The organism is Sphaerisporangium viridialbum, from assembly GCF_049674955.1.
Taxonomy (GTDB): domain Bacteria; phylum Actinomycetota; class Actinomycetes; order Streptosporangiales; family Streptosporangiaceae; genus Sphaerisporangium; species Sphaerisporangium viridialbum.
Genome location: NZ_CP187232.1, coordinates 4,999,040 through 5,018,788, shown reverse-complemented (window position 1 = coordinate 5,018,788; position 19,749 = coordinate 4,999,040). Strand labels below are relative to the sequence as shown.

The 19,749-nt window shown below is 71.3% G+C and carries 12 protein-coding genes; 6 read left to right on the top strand and 6 right to left on the bottom strand.

Features of this window, described 5'->3' with window-relative positions; genetic code table 11:
- Positions 1 to 110 precede the first annotated feature (110 nt).
- Complete coding sequence (locus ACOZ38_RS22620) at positions 111 to 2,168, top strand: acetate--CoA ligase family protein (protein ID WP_424533179.1); 2,058 nt, start codon at positions 111 to 113, stop codon at positions 2,166 to 2,168.
- Between the two features lie 162 nt (positions 2,169 to 2,330).
- Here the strand turns inward: ACOZ38_RS22620 and ACOZ38_RS22615 are convergent, their stop codons facing one another.
- Positions 2,331 to 4,778, bottom strand: coding sequence for a M14 family metallopeptidase (locus ACOZ38_RS22615; RefSeq protein ID WP_424533178.1), 2,448 nt, complete (start codon positions 4,776 to 4,778; stop codon positions 2,331 to 2,333).
- A 595-nt stretch (positions 4,779 to 5,373) separates the two neighbouring features.
- On the opposite strand from ACOZ38_RS22615, the gene ACOZ38_RS22610 reads away from it, so the two are divergent.
- The 5 genes from ACOZ38_RS22610 (at position 5,374) to ACOZ38_RS22590 (ending at position 15,057) form a co-directional block, all read left to right on the top strand.
- Complete coding sequence (locus ACOZ38_RS22610; protein WP_424533177.1) at positions 5,374 to 7,002, top strand: TIGR02677 family protein; 1,629 nt, start codon at positions 5,374 to 5,376, stop codon at positions 7,000 to 7,002.
- Between the two features lie 61 nt (positions 7,003 to 7,063).
- Positions 7,064 to 8,467 (top strand): DUF2398 family protein, encoded by a 1,404-nt coding sequence (locus ACOZ38_RS22605; protein WP_424533176.1) that lies wholly within the window; start codon positions 7,064 to 7,066, stop codon positions 8,465 to 8,467.
- Positions 8,464 to 14,190: an SbcC/MukB-like Walker B domain-containing protein gene (locus ACOZ38_RS22600; RefSeq protein WP_424533175.1), complete on the top strand. Its 5,727-nt coding sequence runs from the start codon at positions 8,464 to 8,466 to the stop codon at positions 14,188 to 14,190. Before ACOZ38_RS22605 ends, ACOZ38_RS22600 begins: the two co-directional genes overlap by 4 nt.
- Before the next feature lie 173 nt (positions 14,191 to 14,363).
- On the top strand, positions 14,364 to 14,645 hold the full coding sequence (locus ACOZ38_RS22595; protein ID WP_405149903.1) for a WhiB family transcriptional regulator: 282 nt from the start codon (positions 14,364 to 14,366) through the stop codon (positions 14,643 to 14,645).
- Between the two features lie 10 nt (positions 14,646 to 14,655).
- Positions 14,656 to 15,057: a hypothetical protein gene (locus ACOZ38_RS22590; RefSeq protein WP_424533174.1), complete on the top strand. Its 402-nt coding sequence runs from the start codon at positions 14,656 to 14,658 to the stop codon at positions 15,055 to 15,057.
- A 27-nt stretch (positions 15,058 to 15,084) separates the two neighbouring features.
- Here ACOZ38_RS22590 and ACOZ38_RS22585 read toward each other — a convergent pair whose 3' ends face one another.
- The 5 genes from ACOZ38_RS22585 to ACOZ38_RS22565 form a co-directional block, all read right to left on the bottom strand.
- A complete protein-coding gene (locus ACOZ38_RS22585; RefSeq protein ID WP_405149901.1) occupies positions 15,085 to 16,005 on the bottom strand; it encodes a carbohydrate ABC transporter permease in 921 nt (306 codons plus the stop codon).
- Positions 16,006 to 16,017: 12 nt separating this feature from the next.
- The gene (locus ACOZ38_RS22580) at positions 16,018 to 16,956 is read right to left on the bottom strand and encodes a carbohydrate ABC transporter permease (protein WP_405149899.1); all 939 of its coding nucleotides are present in this window, start codon (positions 16,954 to 16,956) and stop codon (positions 16,018 to 16,020) included.
- Between the two features lie 48 nt (positions 16,957 to 17,004).
- Positions 17,005 to 18,432, bottom strand: a complete 1,428-nt coding sequence (gene ngcE / locus ACOZ38_RS22575) for an N-acetylglucosamine/diacetylchitobiose ABC transporter substrate-binding protein (RefSeq protein ID WP_405149898.1) — start codon at positions 18,430 to 18,432, stop codon at positions 17,005 to 17,007.
- Positions 18,433 to 18,574: 142 nt separating this feature from the next.
- Positions 18,575 to 19,327 carry a sugar isomerase domain-containing protein gene (locus tag ACOZ38_RS22570; protein ID WP_424533173.1) on the bottom strand — a complete coding sequence of 251 codons (753 nt, stop codon included), beginning with the start codon at positions 19,325 to 19,327 and terminating at the stop codon, positions 18,575 to 18,577.
- A 237-nt stretch (positions 19,328 to 19,564) separates the two neighbouring features.
- Entirely contained in the window at positions 19,565 to 19,720 is a 156-nt protein-coding gene (locus tag ACOZ38_RS22565) for a hypothetical protein (RefSeq protein WP_424533172.1), read from the bottom strand.
- Positions 19,721 to 19,749: the final 29 nt, after the last annotated feature.

Here is a 19,749-nt window from a genome sequence, read left to right as displayed (position 1 = left end):
GACCCATCAGTCAATTTACGCGCCCGGCCGGTGAGCCGGGAACGCCGGACGGCAGGAGACGGCATGAAGATCATCGGGTGCCGCGCGGAGACGAGCCCGGCGGGGGACGCATGACACTGCGCGTGTTCTCCGATCCCGCCTCCGTGGCCGTCGTCGGCGCGTCGGCCGACCGGGCCAAGTGGGGGTACTGGCTGGCGCGAGGGGCGTTGCGCGGCGCTCACCGCCGCCGGGTCCACCTGGTGAGCAGGTCAGGAGCCGTCGTCGAGGGGGTGACCAGCGTCCCCGGGCTCGCCGCCCTCCCGGAAGTGCCCGAGCTCGTGGTGCTCAGCGTGCCGCCGGACTCGGCCGGCCGGATCGTCGCCGAGGCGCTCGACCTGGGCGTGCGCGGCTTCCTCGCGATCACCGCCGGGGTGGACGAGGCCGGGCTCGCCGAGCGCGTGCGCGCGGCGGGAGCCCGTCTGGTCGGGCCGAACTGTCTCGGGATCTACGACGCCGCGACGGAGCTCGATCTGGCCTGGGGCAACTTCGTCCCCGGCTCGCTCGGGATCGTGTCGCAGTCCGGGCAGCTCGGGCTGGAGCTGGCGGGGCTCGCGCGTGAAGCGGGCATCGGAGTCTCGCGGTTCGTCTCGGTGGGCAACCAGGCCGACGTCTCGGCGCGGGAGATCCTCGCCGACCTCTCCGGCCATGAGCCCACGGCCGCGGTCGTGCTGTACCTGGAGGCCTTCCCCGACGGCCGCGAGCTGGTCGGGACGCTCCGCCGCCTCCGCGAGCGCGGCAGGCCCGTCATCGTGCTCACCGTGGGGGCGAGCGAGGCCTCCCGGGCCGCCGCCCGCTCCCACACCGGCGCGCTGACCGCCGGGCGGGACGTCGTCGAGGCGGCGTGCCGCGCGGCGGGAGCCGTCCTGGTCGAGACCCCCGCCCAGGCCGTCGACCTGGCGCAGCTGCTGATCCGGGCACCGTGCCTGGCCGGGCGGCGGGTCGCGGTCATCGGCGACAGCGGCGGCCAGGGCGCCGTCGCCGCCGACGTGATCACGCGCGCCGGGCTCGACCTGCCCGAGCTGGCCGGCGCCGCACGCGAGATGGCCGAGGCGCTGCCCGACGGGGCCGCGGTGCGCAACCCCGTGGACCTCGCCGGCGCCGGCGAGCGCGACCTCGGGGTCTACGCGCGCCTCACCCGGCGGCTCGTGGACGGCGGCGAGGTGGACGCGGTCGTGCTCACCGGCTACTTCGGCTCCTACGGCGCGGACGAGCCGTCGCTCGCCGTCGCGGAGCAACGGGTCGTCGCCCGGCTCGGCGAGGCCGTACGTGCCGGCGGGCGGCCCGTCGTCGTCCACGGCATGACCCGCGAGTGCCCGGCGGTCGACGCGCTGCGCGAGCACGGCGTTCCCGTCTATCACACCATCGACGCCGCGGCGCGTGCCCTGGCGTACGCGGCCAGGCTCGCCCTCCACCCGGTACGGCCGTTGCCGCCCACGCCCGCCGATGGCCACGTCGCCCCTCCACCACAGGCCTCCGCCTACCTGGCGGCCCGCGACGCGCTCGCGGCCTGCGGGGTCCCCTTCACGGGCGCTCTGCCCGTACACGACGCGGCGTCCGTGGCCGCCGCCGCGGGGAGGCTGCGCGCGCCGTACGCCCTCAAGGCGGCCTGGCTGGAGCACAAGAGCGACCTCGGCGGAGTGGTGCTCGGGCTGGCGGACGCCGGGGCGGCGGCCGAGGCTCTTGCGGCCCTGGTGGCACGGCTGGGCCAGGGGGAGTACGTGCTGGAGGAGATGGACGCGCGGCCGGGGGTGGTGGAGCTGATCGTCGGCGGGCGGCAGGACCCGTCGTTCGGGCCGGTCGTGCTCGCCGGGCTCGGCGGCGTCCAGGCGGAGCTCTATCGCGACGTCGCGGTGGAGCTCGCCCCCGTCACGCCCGCCCAGGCTCTGGAGATGCTGCGCGGGCTGCGTGGCCACGCCCTGCTGACGGGGTGGCGCGGCCGGCGGCCGGTCGCGCTGGAGGCGGTCGCCGAGGCGATCGCGGCGGTGTCCCGGCTGGTGGCCGGCCGTCCGGACGTCGTCGAATGCGAGGTGAACCCGTTGCGGGCCGCCCCGGACGGCGTGCTCGCCGTGGACGCCCTGGCCGTGTTCGAGCCGGGGCCTGGAGTGTTCGAGCCCGAGCCTGAGGCGTGAGCGGTGTTCGAGTCCGGGGAGGGAGCGGTCCTTGATTCCGCGCCCGGGAAGTGAACGGTGGCCGCCGGTTCTGAAACCGGCGGCCACCTGGCCATTCTGGGTCGAGTCCACCGACCCGGTGTCACCGCTCGCCGTGGGACCTCGCGGTCTCACGGCCCGCGGCTACCGGACCTTGCGGACCTCGACCTTCTCCTTCATGTAGTTGTTGCCATTGCCGTCGGGGCGATAGTTCTTCTCGACGTTGCCGGCGATGTCCACGGCGAACCAGTGCACCTCGGTGGTCTTGCCCACCGTGATCTGCTGGGATCCCTCGCGCATGCCGGATGACGTGAGCTTCTGGGAGGTCAGCGTCGGGCGGCTGCCGTCCAGCGTGTAGTAGACGTTCGCCGGTTCGTCGATCTTGAAGGTGAACGTCGTCGTGGTGTCGGTGCGTCCCGTCACGTCGAGCTTGGAGCTGGGGTTCTGCTTGTCGTCGGCGAAGGCCCTGGCGACCTCCAGGATGGCGATCTGGCCGCTGGCGAACTCCATCGCCTCCTCATGGCCCTCATCGAAGGTCGGCTGGAAGCCCACCGCGTCGAACCGCTTGGTGGTGGGGTTGTAGACGTCCGCGCCCACCTCGAAGTCCCAGCCGATGATGCCGCGGTTGAACCAGTGCTCGTCGGCGCTGTTGCCCGCCGCCGAGTACAGGACGTCCGGGACAGGACCGGTGCGACCGGGCCAGATCGCCGTGCCGCGCCAGCCCTGCACCGAGGACAGGATGTGGCCGGAGGCGTCCCAGAAGAAGTTCTCCGTGCCGAAGTCGACGCGGGGCAGCAGCTCGCGGCCCTCGTTCTTGTACGCGCCGGGAGGCCACATGAAGTAGCCGCCGTAGGAGTGGGTGTTCATCGCGAACTTGATGTTCGGGAACTGGTTGGTGAGCCACACCTCGTTGCGCGCCTCGGGCTCCGACAGCTCGGCCGGACCGGCGTACGTTCCGCTGGTGCAGCTCGACGAGGCTCCGCTGTACCCGTCGAAGAGCGAACCGACGGAGAAGTTCCGGTTCAGGTCCACGCCCCAGGAGTTCCGCGACGCGGGGTCCGACGCGGTGGCGTTGCAGTGGTTCGTCATGTTCTTGCGCTGCATGTTGTAGTCGTACATCGAGTAGTGCGCGCCGTCGGGGTTGATGGTCGGCACCACGAAGATTTCGAGGTTGTCCACCAGCTTCTTGGTGCGCTCGTCGAGCGAGTAGTTCCGCAGCAGGCGCTCGGCGGCCTCCACGCAGACCAGCGGGGTCACCCACTCGCGTGCGTGCTCCTGGCAGTAGAGGAACACGCCCACCTTGGAGCCGTCCCGCTTCTTGCCGATGCGCAGGGCCTTCATCTGGAACGGCTCGCGCTTGACGGTCGCCGGAGCCTTGAGGTTGTCGGTCAGCTTGGTGGCCGGGGCGGCGGCGACCAGGCCGGCGCCCGCGTTGCCCCGGTAGGTGCTCGCGCCGAGCAGCGCCGACGCGGCGGCGTCGCCGTTGAGAGCGGCCACCACCTGGGCGGCGGTGCTGGTGATCGCGTTGGATCCGTCCGTGGCGAGCCTGACCACCACGTCCTTGCCGGTGACCGACACGCCGAGCGCGCTGGAGGCCGTGTCCGGCTTCACCAGCGCGACGCTGATGTCGTTGCCGCCTTCGGACCCGAAGGCCTTGGAGGTCACGTACAGCGTGCTCGCCGCGACGGTGCCGAACTGCGCCTGCGCGGCGCGCCGGTAGCCGTTCGTCTTGTACGGCAGGTCGATGATCTGCGAGATCTTCGGGAACTGCGACGCCAGGGAGGTGAACCGGCCGGTGATCTCGGTCGGGTCCATGTAGTGGTCGACGAAGTCCTGGACGTAGTGCTTGTTCGGGGCCTTGCGCTTGTCACCGAGCCACTTGGTCACCGGGACCGTGATGGTGCCGCCGCGGTTGCTGGTGATGGTCACCTTGGTCGGCGCCTGCGTGATGGGCAGCGGCGAGTTGAACCGGTGGTACATGTACTGGCCGGCGTCGGTGAACCGCGACATCGTCGCCGTGCCGCCGGAGTCGGGGGCGGTCTTGGGGCCGCTGTCCCAGGTGGCGGTGAGCACGGTCTCCGCGTCGGTGGCGCTCGACTTCACCTCAACGGAGATGAAGCGCTGGTCGTCGATGCTGGTGAACCACTCGGCGCGCAGCGCGGTGAGCTTGTCGGTCGTCGCCTCCGCCGCGTCCGCCGACTTGATGGCGGACTGGCGCTCGGACAGGTTCGCGACGGCGTCCGCCTGGTCGGAGATGGCGCCCTGCACGTCGAACCCCTTGGCGCGGAGGTCGTCGGCCTCCTCGGGGCTGAGTACGGCGTGCACCTCGATGCCGTTGTCGAGGGGCTTCTTGTATTCGGCCAGGTCGACGTCCAGGTCGTTGAGTTCGTCCACGCCGGCCTGGTCGGGGACGACGATGCGCAACAGGGCGACGCCGTCCTGGACGGTGCTGGACTGGTGGTCGGGAGCCACCGAGGTGGGGGAGGGGGTGGGTGCGGCGAGAACGGGGATTGCGGTGAAGGTCAGTGCGACGGGCAGCGCGAGCCCGGCCGCCAGGCGGCCGGCTCGTCTTCCGCTGAAAGAACTCCTCAAGAGATTCCTCCTGTTGGCATGCTGGCCCGGGCAGGGGGTCGTCCCGGGTCTGAGCACGCAGGTGGTGAGGAGTCTTTGCCAAATAAAGATCTTTCGTCAAGACCCAAAGGCGACATTTCTGGCTATCGGGTGTGGTTAAAGAGCTTGAAGGCAAATTTCGTGACATATCGCCCAGGGTTTCTGGTCACGCTGGGTGCGGGGCGGGCGCGGGATCGGTGACCGCCCGGCGTGGCCCCGGCCGTTCGGCGTCGTTCGCCTTTCACGCGGCCGGTCCCCGCCGGGCGCGGGCCGGGAATTGTCGGTGGCGGGCGCTATCAATTGGGCGGTGAGGTGCGACGACGGCCGTTCACGAGCAAGATTGTGCGCGGTCTGTGGAGCACTCCGCGTTCGTCCACAGGTGCGGTCCGTGCCGATCCGGAGGGTGAGATCTTCGTGTATCCATGAGTGTGATCGGCTCTGTGCTTCGCACAGGGGGCTCGCCGCGTGCGAGGTGAGGTGCCGGGGAGAGGGCCGTCCTCTCTCCGCGGTGAGGGTTGCTGTTCGCCGCCAGAGGTCGTTTCTCCGAGCGACCTCACGGCCGGCCGGGGGAGTGGGGATGACGGAGAGAGCTGTCACGGGCGCGTCGCGCGCCTTCGACCTGGATGCGTTCGCCGTGAGCGACCGCTTCCGCCTGTTCAACTTCACCCGGCGCGACGACCACCTGGTCTACCTCTGGGTGCTCCGCGCCATGGACCGTCTCCGGGCCGTCCACCAGCTCCAGGCCCATCCCGACGACGTCGCCCGCGTGCTCGCCGAGCTGGGCGCCGCCTACGACGACGCGCCGCCGGCCGACGACAACCTCCGGTCCCGGCTCGACGCGCTCGCCGACGACGGCGTCGTCCACCGGCTCGAAGACGCCTCCAGGGCCGGCAGCCTCGTCCGCTACCGCAACCGCCAGTCGGTCTACCAGTTCAGCGAGCTGGGCTACCAGGCGTTCGCGGCCGTCGAGGAGGTCCTCGCCGCCCGGCTGCAGGACGCCAACCTGTCGCGGCTGGTCTTCTCCGACATCCTGGAGGATCTCAAGGCGCTCGCCGAGGCCAACCTCTCGGGCCACGGCGAGCAGGTCTGGCGGCGGCTCTCCCGTCTCGACGCGGTCATGGAGGACATGGCACGCCGCTCCGCCCGCTTCCACCTCACGCTCGCCGAGATCACCCGGTCCACCGACGCCTCCCCCGAGGCCTTCCTCCGCTACAAGAACACCTTGCTGACCCACATGACCGACTTCATGGCCGAGCTCGACCGCTACCTGCCCCGCCTCGACGGCGCCGTCCGCGACGTCGAGCGAACAGGCGTCGAGACCATGCTCGGCCGGGCCGCCGCGGCCGACGAGCGGCTCTTCATGGGCTACGGCGACCGGCTTGACGACTGGCGCCGCCGCTGGGCGGTGCTGCGCGCCTGGTTCGCCGCCGACGGAGCCGAGTCCTCGCGCGCGGCCGAGTTGCGCGCCGCGACCCGCACCGGCGTGTCGAGCGTCATCGCGCTGCTCCGGCAGATCGCCGAGGCCCAGCGGGGCGGCGTCAACCGGTCGACCCAGCTCCGGCATCTGGCCGAGTGGGTCTTCAACGTGCCCGACGAGGGAGCCGCCCACGCCCTGATGACGGCGGCGTTCAACTCCCGCACGTCGCGGCACCTCGGAGGGGCCCACGACGACGCCGAGGTCATCTCCGTCCGCTCCACCTGGTGGGACGCCCCGGGTGTGGAGATCTCCGTGCCCCTGTTCCGCCGGGGCAAGGCCCCGGCTCCCGGCGTTCCGCAGCCGGTCCGGGGGCGGGCCGGCATCCGTGGGGAGCTGCGCCGGCGGCAGGCCTCCGGCCGCGCCGCCGAGCGGGAGGCCGCCGAGGGTCTGGTGAAGGCCGGAGTCCACGGGCGCGTCCTCGACGAGGCGGAGACCCGCGTGGTCCTGCGGCTCCTGACCCGGGCGCTGGAGGCCCGCACCGTCGTCGCCGGCCGCCTGCGATCCGCCTCCGGGGGCAACGAGTCGATGACGATCCGCCTGGTCCCCGAGCCGGGCGGAAGCACGGTTCGCACCGTCCACGGAGTCCTCCACCTGCCCGGCCTCCGGCTCGACCTCGAACCTGCCGCGCACACCGCGGGAGCGCTCCGCGAGCGCGCGCGGGCCGCCGCCCGGGGACCGCTCGCAGGCGATAGGGGAGAGCACCCGCGGGCCGATGGAGCACTCCGATGAGGGCATGTGTTCCTGGATCGGCCGTCGGGAAGCTCCAGGGGCCCGGCGCCGGGGTGTCCCGATGAGGGCGCGCGGCGCGGCGGCCGGGGTCCTGCCGAGCGAGCTGGGCTCCTACCAGCAGGCCGTGCGTCTCGCCCTGACCAACGACCTGATCACCGCCTCCCGTCCGCGCCCCGGCGCCCTGGAGCAGGTGCTCCACTGGGCCGACCAGCTCACCCGCGACCTCCGCGAGCTCTTCGGCTACACCCTGATCGCGACGACCACGCAGGTCCGGGTCGTGCGCAGGCTCGACGCGTTCGACGAGACGCAACGGCTGCTGTTCGCCAAGAAGGGCAAGCCGTTCGACCGGCGCCGCCTGGCCTACCTGTGCCTGGTGCTGGCGCTGTTCCAGCGGTCCCGCGTCGAGATCAGCCTGGCCGACCTCGTACGGGCCTTCGCCCCGGCGGCCAACACGATCGAGGGGCTCGGGTTCGATCCCACCGTCGGCGCGCACAAGGCCGCGGTGGTCGACTGCCTCGACTGGCTGGTCGAGCGCGGCGCCCTGCGGCTCTCGGACGGGTCGCTGGACGCCTGGGCGCACGACACCGAGCGGGGCGACGCCCTGTTCGACATCGACCACGACATCTGCGCGATCCTGTTCAAGCCCGCGCGCCCGGTGCAGCACCTCACCAGCGCGGCGGGCCTGCTGGAGGGCTCCGGCGGCCACGGCACGGCGCGCCCCGAGGACACGGCGCGCCGTGCCCGCCGGCTCCTCGTCGAGCACCCGGTCCTCTACTTCGCCCAGGTCGAGCCCGAGGTCGCCGGCTTCCTGCGGGAACCCGGCCTCGCCGCCGACCTGGCCCGCCTCACCGGCCTGGCCGTGGAGTGCCGGGCCGAGGGCGTCATGCTCGCGGACGCGGGGGGTCGCTTCACCGACAAGCCGTTCCCCGGGCGGGGCGGGGCGGTCAACCGCGCGGCGGGCCTCCTCCTCGCGAAGATCGCCGACCTGCTCGAAGACCCTGGCGAGCGTTCCTCGGTGAAGTTCCTCGACCTGCCGAGCGACGCCGACGACCAGAGCGACCTCCTCGCGCGCATCGACTCCGCCCTGCCCCGGGCAGGTGTCGTCCGCGAGCTCGCGTGGGCCCCGCCCCCCGCATCGGAGCCGGGCGCCGTGACTCCGCCCTCGGCCGAGGTGGCGCTGGTCGAGCGGGCACGGCTCACCGCGATGGTGGGCGAGCTGTACGAAGAGCTGGGCGCCGCCTCGTTCTCCATTGTGTGGCAGCACGATCCTGAGGGCCTGCTCGACGCCGCGGTCACGCTCCTCACCGAGCTGCGGCTGGTCAGGCGGCATCCCGGAGGCGTGCTGCTGCTGCCCGCGTTCGCCCGCTACCGCAACATCACGCTGGCGCTGCCCGACAGGCGCCACAACCAGGGCCAGCTCGGCCTGCACCTCTCGCCGTCTCTTCCGGAGGAATCCCGTTCATGACACCCGCATCCGGCCGCTTCAAACCGTCCCGCGCAGGTGTGATCAATATCTGGGACTACATCGACGAGGAGTTCGTCTTCGCTGACGGGCGCCTGGTGCTGCGCGGGCACAACGGCTCGGGCAAGACCAAGGCCCTGGAGGTGCTGTTCCCGTTCGTGCTCGACGGCGTGAGCGACGCCAGACGCCTCGACCCCTTCAGCGGCGAGAACCGCACCATGAAGTCCAACCTGCTCTACCGAGGCCAGGAAGCCGAGTACGGCTACGTCTGGATGGAGTTCACCCGAGACCCCGACGACACACCTGAGATGAGCCACACAGGCTCAAGCCACCCTGACCGCGAGCACCGGGAGAACCCGCACGACCGGGAGACCCAGGACGAGCAAGATGAACGGGACGGGCAGGAGGGCCGGCACGACCGGGAGGGCCGGGAGGACCGGCACGACCCGTACAACCGGCACGACCCGTACAACCGGGGTGACGGGAACGACCGGCGCGACCCGCACGACCCGGAGGACGGGGGCGACCCGCACGACCGGGGCGGCCCGGAGGACGGGGGCGACTCGCACGACCGGGGCGACTCGCACAGCCAGGAGCGTCGGAACGGCAGGGGCCACCGGGACGACCCGTACAACTGGCACGACCAGGGCTCGGGGGCTGAGGCCGGGCCGGGTGGCGCGGACGCGGTCACGCTGATCATCGGGCTGCGGGCTCACCGGCACCGCGACGGAGTCACGCCGTCGTTCTTCGTGACCGGCAGGCGCGTCGGCGTGGACTTCGGGCTGCTGTCCGCCGATTCGCGGCCCCTCACCGAGAAGCAGCTCAAGGCGGTCCTTGAGCCCGGTGCCAGGCACAGAACCGCCACCGACTACCGGGCCGCGGTCGACGCCCGCCTGTTCGGGCTCGGCAAGGAGCGTTACGCCCAGCTCCTCGACCTCCTCCTGGCGCTGCGGCGCCCGCTGCTCGCCAAGGATCTCGACCCGATGAAGGTCTCCGACACCCTCAGCGCCGGGCTCAGCCCCGTCGACCCCGTTCTGGTCGAGCAGGCCGCCCGCGACTTCGAGAACCTCGCTGCGGTGCAGCGCCTCTTCGACGATCTCACCCTCGCCGACGGGGCCGTCAAGGAGTTCCTCGGCCACTACACCGCGTACCTGCGGGCCCATGTCCGGCACCACCTCGACCGCATTCACGAGCGGCTCGACGGGGCGGCGGGCTGCGCCGCCCGCATCGCCCGGGCCGCGTCCGAGCTGCGCCGCGCCCGCACGGCTCGCGCCGCCGCCACGGCCGGGCGCGAGGCCGCCGAAGCCGAGCTGGCGAGGTATGACGGCAGGCTCGCCGTGCTCAAGCAGCACGAGGCGTACAAGGCCAGGGGAGAGCTCGACGGGCTGCGCCGCCAGATCGCCGACGACGGCGCGGGCATCGCCGGGGAGCGCCGGCGCCTCGACCAGGTGCGTGGTCACATCGCCAAGCTGGGCACCGAGGCCGGCAAGGTCGCCGAGCGGCTGAGGGACGCTCACGACAAAGCCGACCGGCACCTCAACGAACTGGCCGACGCCGCCGCCCGCGCCGGCGTCCCCGATCCCGCCACCCTCACCGACCCTCGCGCACTCAAAAAGGCCGGCGCCCTCACGGACGCCACGCTCACCGATTCCGGTGCTCTCACCGACCCTGGTGCTCTCACCGCCGGGGACCCCACGACCAACGGCGGTGCGACCTCCGGCGGCGGTCACACGGCGGGGGGTGGCGGAGTTGCCGAGGTGCCTGCGCGCGAGAGCCTCGCGCTGGCCAGGGCGAGGGCCACAGCCCGGCGTGGTGACGTGGAGACGATCCGTGGTCACCTGGCCCTGCTGTCCGAGGCCGAGGCCAAGCGGAGGCGCGCCGAGACAGCGGTGGAAGAGGCCGGCCAGGCCGTCACCTCGGGCGAGACCGAGCTGGCCGGCGCCCAGGACAAGCTCGACCACTCACGCCGCACGGCCAAGGACGCCCTCACCCAATGGGCGGAACGCTGGGTCGTCGTCAATGACCCGGCGATGGCCACGGCCGGCGACGTGGGGTCACCCCGAGGCGGCGCCCTCGATCCGGCGGTAGTCGCGGTCGGTGGCATGGGGCCGGCCGGTGGTGGTGCTCTCGATCCGGCGGTGGTCGCGGTCGGTGGCATGGGGCTGGCCGGTGGTGGTGCTCTCGATCCGGCGGTGGTCGCGGTCGGTGGCATGGGGCTGGCCGGTGGTGGTGCTCTCGATCCGGCGGTGGTCGCGGTCGGTGGCATGGGGCTGGCCGGTGGTGGTGCTCTCGATCCGGCGGTGGTCGCGGTCGGTGGCATGGGGCTGGCCGGTGGTGGTGCTCTCGATCCGGCGGTGGTCGCGGTCGGTGGCATGGGGCTGGCCGGTGGTGGTGCTCTCGATCCGGCGGTGGTCGCGGTCGGTGGCATGGGGCTGGCCGGTGGTGGTGCTCTCGATCCGGCGGTGGTCGCGGTCGGTGGCATGGGGCTGGCCGGTGGTGGTGCTCTCGATCCGGCGGTGGTCGCGGTCGGCGGGGTTGGGCCGGGTGGGGGCGGAGCGTCGGACAGCGATGTCGCAGTGGTCGGTGTTGGTGATCTCGCGGCGTTGGAGGAGACGCTGGAGGCGGTCGGTGAGGCGGGGGCGCGGCGGCTGCCGGAGGTCTTCGGCGAGCTGACAGAGGAACGCCGGGCCGCGGTGATCGAGGCCAGGGCTCACGTGACCGCCGAGGAGGCGCGCGTCGCGACGCTCCTGCGAGACCTGCGGTCTGAACGGGAGGCGGTGGCGGCCGAGCGCGACGACGCGCCTCCCACCGACCACCTGCGCACGGCCGCCCGTGACGGGCGTCCGGGCGCGCCGCTCTGGCGGCTGGTGCGCTTCGCCGAGGGAGTGGACGAACGTGCCGCCGCCGGCATCGAGGGCGCCCTGTACGCGGCCGGGCTGCTCACGGCCTGGATCCACCCCGATCCGGAGCTCACCGTCGCGGCGCTGGCCGGGGGCGAGGCCGACGCATACCTGGTCCCCCTGCCCGAGGAGCGGCGGACCCAGGGGCAGACCCTCGCCGACGTCCTCCTCGCCGAGCGGCAGAGCATGGTGCCCGTCGCCGTCATCGAAGCCGTCCTGCACTCGATCGCCCTCGACGAGGCTCTGGTACGAGCAGCCCCGGCAGACGGTGCCAACGGCACGTCGGAGGACGGCGACGGCCCCGCTCCGGGCTCGGCTCCGGAGGTCGGATCCACGTCGGCCGGTGGCGATGGCCTCGGGTCGGGGTCGGGGGGCGGCTTCCCTTCGGATGGTGACGGTTCGGGGGCGGGCCGGGTGGAAGGCGGAGGGGCTCAGTTCACGTCGAATGCTGATGGTTCGAGACCGGACCGGATGATTCGCGAGGGGGCCCGGTTCACGGCGAGTGGTGATGGTTCGAGGGCGGGCCGGGTGATTCGCGAGGGGGCTCGGTTCACGGCGAGTGGTGATGGCTCGGGGGCGGGCCGGGTGGGCGGCGGGGGGGCTCGGTTCGCGGCGGGTGGTGGTGATGGGGCTGGTTCGTGGGTGGGTTTGGCGGTTGGCAGGGGGGGTCACTTTGGGGTGGGTCCCTACGTTGGGGCGCGGCCCAAGGAGTCGGCGGAGTACATCGGGGCCACCAACCGGGCGGCCCGCCGCCTGTCGCGCCTCGCCGAGTACGACCGGCTCATCACGGCGCACCTCGAGACCCAGAAGGGCCTGAGCGAGAAGTCCGAGCGTCTCAACGGGCTCGTGGCCGATTTCAGCCGTGCCAGGAAGGAACTGCCCGAGACCGGGCCGATCGTCACGGCCGCGGGCGGGGTCGCCGATCGGGCCACCCGCCTGGCGGTGGCGCGGGCACGGCTCGGCGAGGCCGCGAAGCGCGTCGACGGCGCGGTCGCCGAGGTGGGCGCGGCGACCAGGCGGCTCAGGCAGGCCGCCGCCGAGCTGGCGATGCCGCGCGACCCGCGCGAGGTCGACGCCGTCGCCCAGGCGCTCGACGACCTGACGCGCGCGGCGGAGGCGCTGTGCGCCGAGCGGGAGAAGATCGCCACGGCGCGGGGCGACCTCGCGGAGCGCGAGGAGACCATCGAGCGGCTGAGCCAGGAACAGGCCGAGGGGGCGATGGCTCTCGGCACGCGCGAGGCGGCGCACGCCGTCCTGGTCGAACGGCTCGAAACGCTGGAACGCACGTTCGACGCCGACCTGAAGGAAGTGCTCGGCCAGATCACCGAGACCGAGGGCCTGATCGCCCGGGCGCGTGCGGCCCGCGGCGAGCACGAGCTGGTGGCGACCCGCGAGCGGGAGGCCGAGGTGCTCGCGGGAGCCGAGCTCGAACACGGGCGTGAGGCTCTCGCCGGCGCCTTCCAGAGCATGGCCGGGCAGGTCGCCGAGTTCGTCCCCTACACCCAGGCCGACCTCCGCTCGCTCGCCGGGGTCGCCGATCCCACACCCTGGCCCCTGGAGAGCCGTCCGCAGGGCCCCGAGCGGGCGGGCGAGGGCGTCGCCGAGCTGATGATGGCCGATCCGCCGCCCGACCCGCTGGAGGCGGTCCGCGCGACCCTGCCTGCCGATGCCCTGACCCTGATCGACGCCTACGACGCGGCGACCCAGGGAGGGCGCGCGGTCACCGACGCCACGCTGAAGAACACGCTCGACCGCGTCTCCAACGCCCTGCGCGACTTCCAGGCGGCCCTGGAGAACTGCCAGGAGGACTACCGGCTCGACTGGGAGCCCGGCGCGGTGCTGACCGTCCACGTCATCGACGCCGACGGGCGGGGCCCGGTGTCGGCGTTCGCCCGCAGTATGGCCGAGCGTGCGGAGGAGCAGGGCGTGCTCCTTGAGCAACGCGAGCGCACCGTCCTGGAGGACGAGCTGCTGACCGGCCTGGCACAGCAGATCCACGCGCGCGTCGCCGCCGCCAAGGACCTGGTGCGTGGCATGAACGCCGACACCCGTTCCAAGCCCATGTCGTCCGGGACCACGATCGGCATCCGCTGGGTCCAGTCCGACAAGATCGACGACAGGCAGCGTGCCGTGGCGGCGCTGCTGGTGCGCGATGCGGCGGGGCTCGGGCACCAGGGGCTCGTCACGCTCCGCGGGCACCTCCGGCAGATGATCAGGGACTACCGCGCGAGGAACTCCCGCGCGACCTACAAGGAGGCGCTCGCCGGCGTCCTCGACTACCGCTCCTGGTACACCTTCGAGCTGCTGATGGCGCGGCGGGGCGAGCCCGAGGTGAGGCTGACCCGGGCGAAGCACTCGCAGATGTCGGGCGGCGAGAAGTCCGCCTCGATCCACCTGCCGCTGTTCGCCGCCGCCAACGCGCTCTACTCCTCAGGACGGGCGTCGTGCCCGCGCGTGATCGCCCTCGACGAGGCGTTCGCCGGCATCGACGACAACTACAAGCCCGAGCTTCTCGGGCTCACCGTGCAGTTCGACCTCGACCTCTTCATGACCGGCCACGACCTGTGGTGCACGTACCCCACCGTGCCGATGATCGCGCACTACGACCTGCTGCACGACAGCGAGCTGCGCACCGTGTCGACCATCCTGGCGCTCTGGGACGGGGCCCAGGTCTTCGACGCCGACGCCGGATACGCGGGCAACGACGAGCTGGTCAAGGAGCTTCTCGGGTTCACCCCCCGGCGGCACTCCCCGGCCGGCTCGCCGGGGGACACCCTCTACACCGACGACGAGGACGACCTGGAGGAGCAGGAGGCTCTGGTGTGACGGGCGAGCCGAGTACGGGCGGCAGAAACGCGTGAATACGTTTGGACCGAAACAGCCGAATTGGCTTGGTGCATTTATCCCTAAAAAGAGGTGTCAACGCCTTCGGAGCGGGCACGCGACTTCTCGGGCTGAGCCGGCGGCCCGTTACGTCCACTCACTCGTATGGGATAGCCATGGTCATCCAGGACACCGTCATACCTGCTGTTTCGTGGCTGCGTCGTGCCGCCTGCCGCGGCGAGGATCCGGAGCTGTTCTTCCCGATATCGGCGAAGGGCCCCGGCCACATGCAGCACGAGCGGGCCAAGGCCGTCTGCCGCCGCTGCCCCGTACGCACCCCCTGCCTGGACTACGCCGTGACCAGCCGCGAGGAGCACGGCATCTGGGGAGGCACCGATCCCGACGAGCGCAGGGCCAAGGCCGCCCGGAGCCAGAATTGGCGCGTCCGCGCGGGGTAGTGATCACCTCATGAGCGATGATCTCCCAGATCCGGGCCACCGGCGGCCCGCCGGGATGGACGACACCACGGTCGAGGCTCTCGGCAAGCTGTCGGAGGCCCTGGAGACCGCCGAGCGGGCGCGGGGTCACCTGTACGCCTTCCACCAGCTCACCGGGCGTGCCCACCTGATGCTGGAGGACGCCGTGAGCCTGCTTCGCGAGGCGGGGCACGGCGATCACGCCGACGCGGTGTGCGCCGACCTGCTCGGCCGCGACGTGCTCGCCGGCAGGTGGACCTTCCAGATCGTCGAGGAGTACGAGGACGGCTACCGCCGCTGCTTCGTCGAGCTGGAGAAGCGCATCAGGAACGAGCTGGCGGGGGGCCGGCGGCACATCTACGAGGCCGAGATGAAACAGCGCCTCCACGGCTGACCGCCGTCCTGGCCTCGTGGAGCCGGGCTACTTGAGCGCCCCGGCGGTGAGCCCCGCCTGGATCTGGCGCTGGAAGATCGTGTACACGATCAGCATGGGCAGGATGGCCATGCTGAGCGCGGCGAACAGCGCCGACCAGTCGGCGTCGTAGCCCGCCGCCGTGGAGATGTCCGCGATGCCCTGGGTGATCACCCACTTGTCCCTCGACTGGCCGCTGAGCAGGACCAGCGGTATCTGGTACTGGTTCCACTGCCCGAGGATGTTGAAGATCGTGATGCTGACGATGCCCGGCCGGGCCATGGGCAGCATGATCTGGAAGAACACCCGGCTGTGCGACGCCCCGTCCACGAACGCCGCCTCCGCCACCGCGTGGGGGAGCGTGCGGAAGAACGCCGACAGGAAGAACACCGTGAACGGCAGCGAGTACGCGATGTACACGAGCACCAGCCCGCCACGTGAGTCCAGCCCGATGAACTGGCCGATCAGTGGGATGTTCCCCATGTTCTGCACCACGAAGAACAGCGGCGTGAGCGCCAGGTAGACCGGGAAGGCCAGGCCCGAGACGAACAGCAGGTATATCGCCCGGTTGCCGCGGAAACGGTAGCGCGCGAGCACGTACGCCGCCATCGACCCGAACAGCATGGTGCCGAACGTGCCGAACGCCACGGTGACGACGCTGTTGACCAGGTACTGGCCGACGTGGGCGTTGTCCCAGGCGCGGGCCCAGTTGTCCCAGCGCATGGTCGCGGGAAGCGACCACGCGCTGCCGAAGATCTCGTCCTCGCTCTTCACCGAGGCGAGGAACGTCCACACGATCGGCACCACCACGAGCACGGTCCACACGATCAGCGCGAGGTGGGACAGCCCCGACAGCGGGCCGAGGCGGATCCTGCGCCGCTCGCGCGCCGCGCTCCTGCTGAGCGTCACCTTCTCCGCCCGCGAAACCATTGTCAGGCCCCCTCAGAACTCGATCCGCTCGCGACGCGACAGGCGCATCGCCAGCACCGCGAAGGCGACCGTGAAGAAGAACAGCACCACGCCCATGGCCGAGGCGTAGCCGAACTTGAAGTACTGGAACGCGTTGCGGTAGATCTCGGCGGCCATCACCGTCGTGGAGTGGTCGGGCCCGCCGTGCTCGGCCGTCATCACCCACACGATGGCGAACACGTCGAGCGCGGCGATGCCCAGATAGATCAATCCGACCTGCACGGTGTCCCAGAGCAGGGGCAGCGTGACCCGGGCGAACAACTGGACGCGTCCCGCCCCGTCGATCTGGGCGGCCTCGTACATCTCGCGCGGGATGGACGCCATGCCGGCCGAGAAGAGCACGACGTAGAACCCCACGGCCTGCCAGACGAGAACCCCAAGGATCGACCAGAACGCCACATCGGGGTTGGACAGGAACCCGACCGGCTCCAGCCCGAGGGCCATCAGCGGCGCGTTCAGCATGCCGCTCCGGTCGGGCCGGAACACCTGCTGGAACAGGACGGCGACGATCGCGACGGCCAGCACCTGGGGGAAGAAGAACACCACACGGTAGAACCTCGAACCCCAGATGCCGGACACCCCGCCGCCCGTCCCGCCCGCGTTGAGCAGGAAGGCGAAGAACAGGGCGATCACGATGGTGAGCAGGGGCAGCAGCACGAGCAGCAGGCCGTTGTGGCCGACCGCCGTCCAGAAGGTGCCGTCGCCGAGCAGTCGCTGGAAGTTCTCCAGCCCGACGAACCGCGGGCTCGCGCTCACGCCACGCCAGTTGGTCATCGCGATGTAGAAGGCCTGCGCGTACGGGGAGATCACGTAGACCAGGTAGAGCAGCACCGGGACCGCCAGGAAGCCCGCGATGAACCGCGCCCTGGTGAAGTCGGCCCTGCCGAACAGGCGCGTCCTCGTGGTGGCCATCCTGCTCACCGCCTTTCCCGCCGGTCCCTGAACCGCCGTGCCCGCCGGTCAGCGGGTGAACTTCTTGACGGACGAGTCGTTCTTGATCTCGTCCGACTTCTTCTGGATGCGGTCGGCCCACTCCGCGACCTTCAGCCGGCCCGACATCAGCTGGCCGGTGGCCGCGGCCACCTCGTCGTGCAGTTCCTTGTACCACTGGCGGAACCTGAAGTAGGTGACGTTGGTCCCCGCCTCCTTCAGCGCCGAGGCGGCGCTCTCCAGGCCGGGCTTGAGCGTGCGCCCGTCGGCCGCGCCGTTCACCACGGTCAGCGTGCTGACCAGCTCGGTGAACTTGCCCGCGCCCTCCTTGGAGAGCATCGCCCGCATGTACTCCACGCCGGCGAGCGGGTTGGCCGACTTGGCGGCCACGAAGTACTCCTCACCCGGCCGGGAGTGCAGCGTGCCGTACGGCAGGGCGTCCGACCCGGTGAACGAGGGGAGCGGGAACATGGCGTAGCCGAAGTCCGCCGGGGTGGTGTCCTTCTGCTCGTTCTCCAGCCACGACCCGCAGGGCAGCATGGCCACCTCGTACTTGTTCTGCGCCGTCTGGGTCTGGATGTGGTCCAGCCCCTCGGTGCCCTGGAGCAGGTACTTCGCGCCGATCTCGGCGAAGGCGCCGGCGGCCTTCGCGACCGGCTCGGCCTTCCACGCGCCGTCCGCCAGGTTGTCGATGTTCTTCAGGACATCGGCGCCCCCGATCTTGGCGGAGAGCGTGAGGATCGTCTCGTAGATGTAGAACGGGTGCTTTCCCGCGTAGGTGAACGGCGCGGCCTTGCCGGACTTCTTGATCTTCTCGCACAGCGCGGTGAACTCGTCCCAGGTCTTGGGCACCTCCCAGCCGTTGTCGCCGAAGAGCTTCTTGGAGTACCAGATGCCCCACACCGTGCTGGCGTAGTTCAGCACGGAGAAGGTGCCGTCGTAGGTGCCGAGCTCGATGGCCGACGGCAGGATCGTGTCCCGCACCTTCACGCTCGGGTCGTCCCAGCTCGGAGCGTCCAGCAGCGCGCCGAGATCCTGCAGCTGGCCGTCCTGGGCGAGCGCGCCGAAGTCCATCGCGTTGTCGCCGGAGTTGTTGATGAACTCCGGAGGGTTGCCCCCGGCGAACCGGGGCTGCAGCGTCTTGGCGATCTCCTTGGTGGCCGTGTGCTTGATCTCGACCTTGGCGTGCTTGCTCTTGAACAGCGGCTCGTGGATGTCCTTGGCGTAGGCGTCGCCGAAGCCGCCGTCGAAGATCACTACCTCGAACGGCCTGTCCTCCGCGATGCCGAGCGGGTTGGTCGCCGTCTTGGCCCCGGTGGCGGGGGCCTGCGACCCGCCGGGGTTGCCGCCGCCGGCCGGGGACGCGCACGCCGACAGCGCGCCCGCCGCGGGAAGAAGCAGGCCGGCGAGGGCGGCGCTGCGCAGTAGTTCACGCCGGGAAAAGGAGCTGTCCGCCATAAGTCCTCCTGGGGGGCTGGAGCGTCCGCCGCGGCCTCGCGTTCGGCGGAGGGCCTCGTACGGGTGCGGGGGTTCTCTGGTCAAACCTGGTGTCAAAGCATTGGATGAGGAACCGCGACTCTCCGGGGAGAGTCGCGACCGGTCAGCCGCCGCGGCGGATGCGCCCGGCGTAGCGGCTCTCGAGCGCCCGGTTGTGCTCGTCACCCCCGACGACGTTGGCCGAACGGTAGATCGGTGGCACCTCACCGGCCTCCAGCAGCTCCCGCACCACCTCGGCGACGACCATCTGCGCGAGCAGGGCCGAAGTGATCGTGGACACCGCTCCGAAGGTGCCGCCCTCCGGAAGCGGCATGACCGCGTCGCCGTACGGAGCGCCGTTGTCGAGCACGACGTCGGCGAGGTCGAGCAGCTTGAGCCCGGAGGCGTGGCGGGACTTCATCTCGGTGCTGTGCCGCACCGAGGTCAGCGCGACCAGCCCGTGGCCGCGTTCCTTGACGATCGACGCCAGCTCGACCACCGAGCCGTTGACCCCGGAGCTGGAGATCATGACGAAGGCGTCCTGCGGCTGTACGGGCGCGAGGTCGTAGATGCGGTGGGCGATCGAGGGGTCCCGCTCCAGCTCGGCCGAGCGGAGTACGTCGGGAGACTCCCCGCCGTACAGCACGAGGTCACGCAGTGCCAGCCGGTTCGTCGGGACGAGCCCGCCGGCGCGTCCCGCGATCTCCATCGCGATCGCCTCGGAATGCCCGGAGCCGAACGCCTGGATCACCCCGCCACCGCGCAGGCAGGCGCAGAGCAGGCTCGCGGCCTCGCCCACGGCCCGCGCCTGGCTCGCCGCGACGTCGTGCACCAGCCTCTCGATCTTCTGGACGTAAGCGGCGGCACTGATGTCCAATCGTCTCAGCTCCCTTCCACGCGGTGGCCTTCGACGGCCCTGAGCTCGAACGTCCGGCGGGCGCGCTCGTACGCGAGCCGTGCGCAATCATTCCTTTCACTCACAGGCGATTGGATGAAAATAATTGCCCACGGCCCGCTTAGCAAGAGCGTCCCCGCAACATTCCGGACAGCACCCGGGCGCGGTCACGACATCGCGGTATCCGGGCCCAGGCAGGCGCCCGTACGGGCGCCTCGGTCACCGGAGGACGCTGTGCTCGCTCTTGGGAAGGGCCTCGACCATGGAACGCGGGATGTTGAGCGTGTCGGCGCTGACCTGCGGCGGGGTGTTGGCCATCCACTGGGCCAGCGAGATGTCCTCGAAGCGCGGGTTACGGAACATCTCCAGGAACACCAGAGGCTCCGAATCCGGAAATGTAGCTG

What these genes read in the sequence shown, in the direction of transcription:
- ACOZ38_RS22620 (WP_424533179.1), top strand. Translation starts at nt 111, where the DNA reads ATGACACTGCGCGTGTTCTCCGATCCCGCCTCCGTGGCCGTCGTCGGC.
- ACOZ38_RS22610 (WP_424533177.1), top strand. Translation starts at nt 5,374, where the DNA reads ATGACGGAGAGAGCTGTCACGGGCGCGTCGCGCGCCTTCGACCTGGAT.
- ACOZ38_RS22605 (WP_424533176.1), top strand. Translation starts at nt 7,064, where the DNA reads ATGAGGGCGCGCGGCGCGGCGGCCGGGGTCCTGCCGAGCGAGCTGGGC.
- ACOZ38_RS22600 (WP_424533175.1), top strand. Translation starts at nt 8,464, where the DNA reads ATGACACCCGCATCCGGCCGCTTCAAACCGTCCCGCGCAGGTGTGATC.
- ACOZ38_RS22595 (WP_405149903.1), top strand. Translation starts at nt 14,364, where the DNA reads ATGGTCATCCAGGACACCGTCATACCTGCTGTTTCGTGGCTGCGTCGT.
- ACOZ38_RS22590 (WP_424533174.1), top strand. Translation starts at nt 14,656, where the DNA reads ATGAGCGATGATCTCCCAGATCCGGGCCACCGGCGGCCCGCCGGGATG.
- ACOZ38_RS22585 (WP_405149901.1), bottom strand. Translation starts at nt 16,005, where the DNA reads ATGGTTTCGCGGGCGGAGAAGGTGACGCTCAGCAGGAGCGCGGCGCGC.
- ACOZ38_RS22580 (WP_405149899.1), bottom strand. Translation starts at nt 16,956, where the DNA reads ATGGCCACCACGAGGACGCGCCTGTTCGGCAGGGCCGACTTCACCAGG.
- ngcE (WP_405149898.1), bottom strand. Translation starts at nt 18,432, where the DNA reads ATGGCGGACAGCTCCTTTTCCCGGCGTGAACTACTGCGCAGCGCCGCC.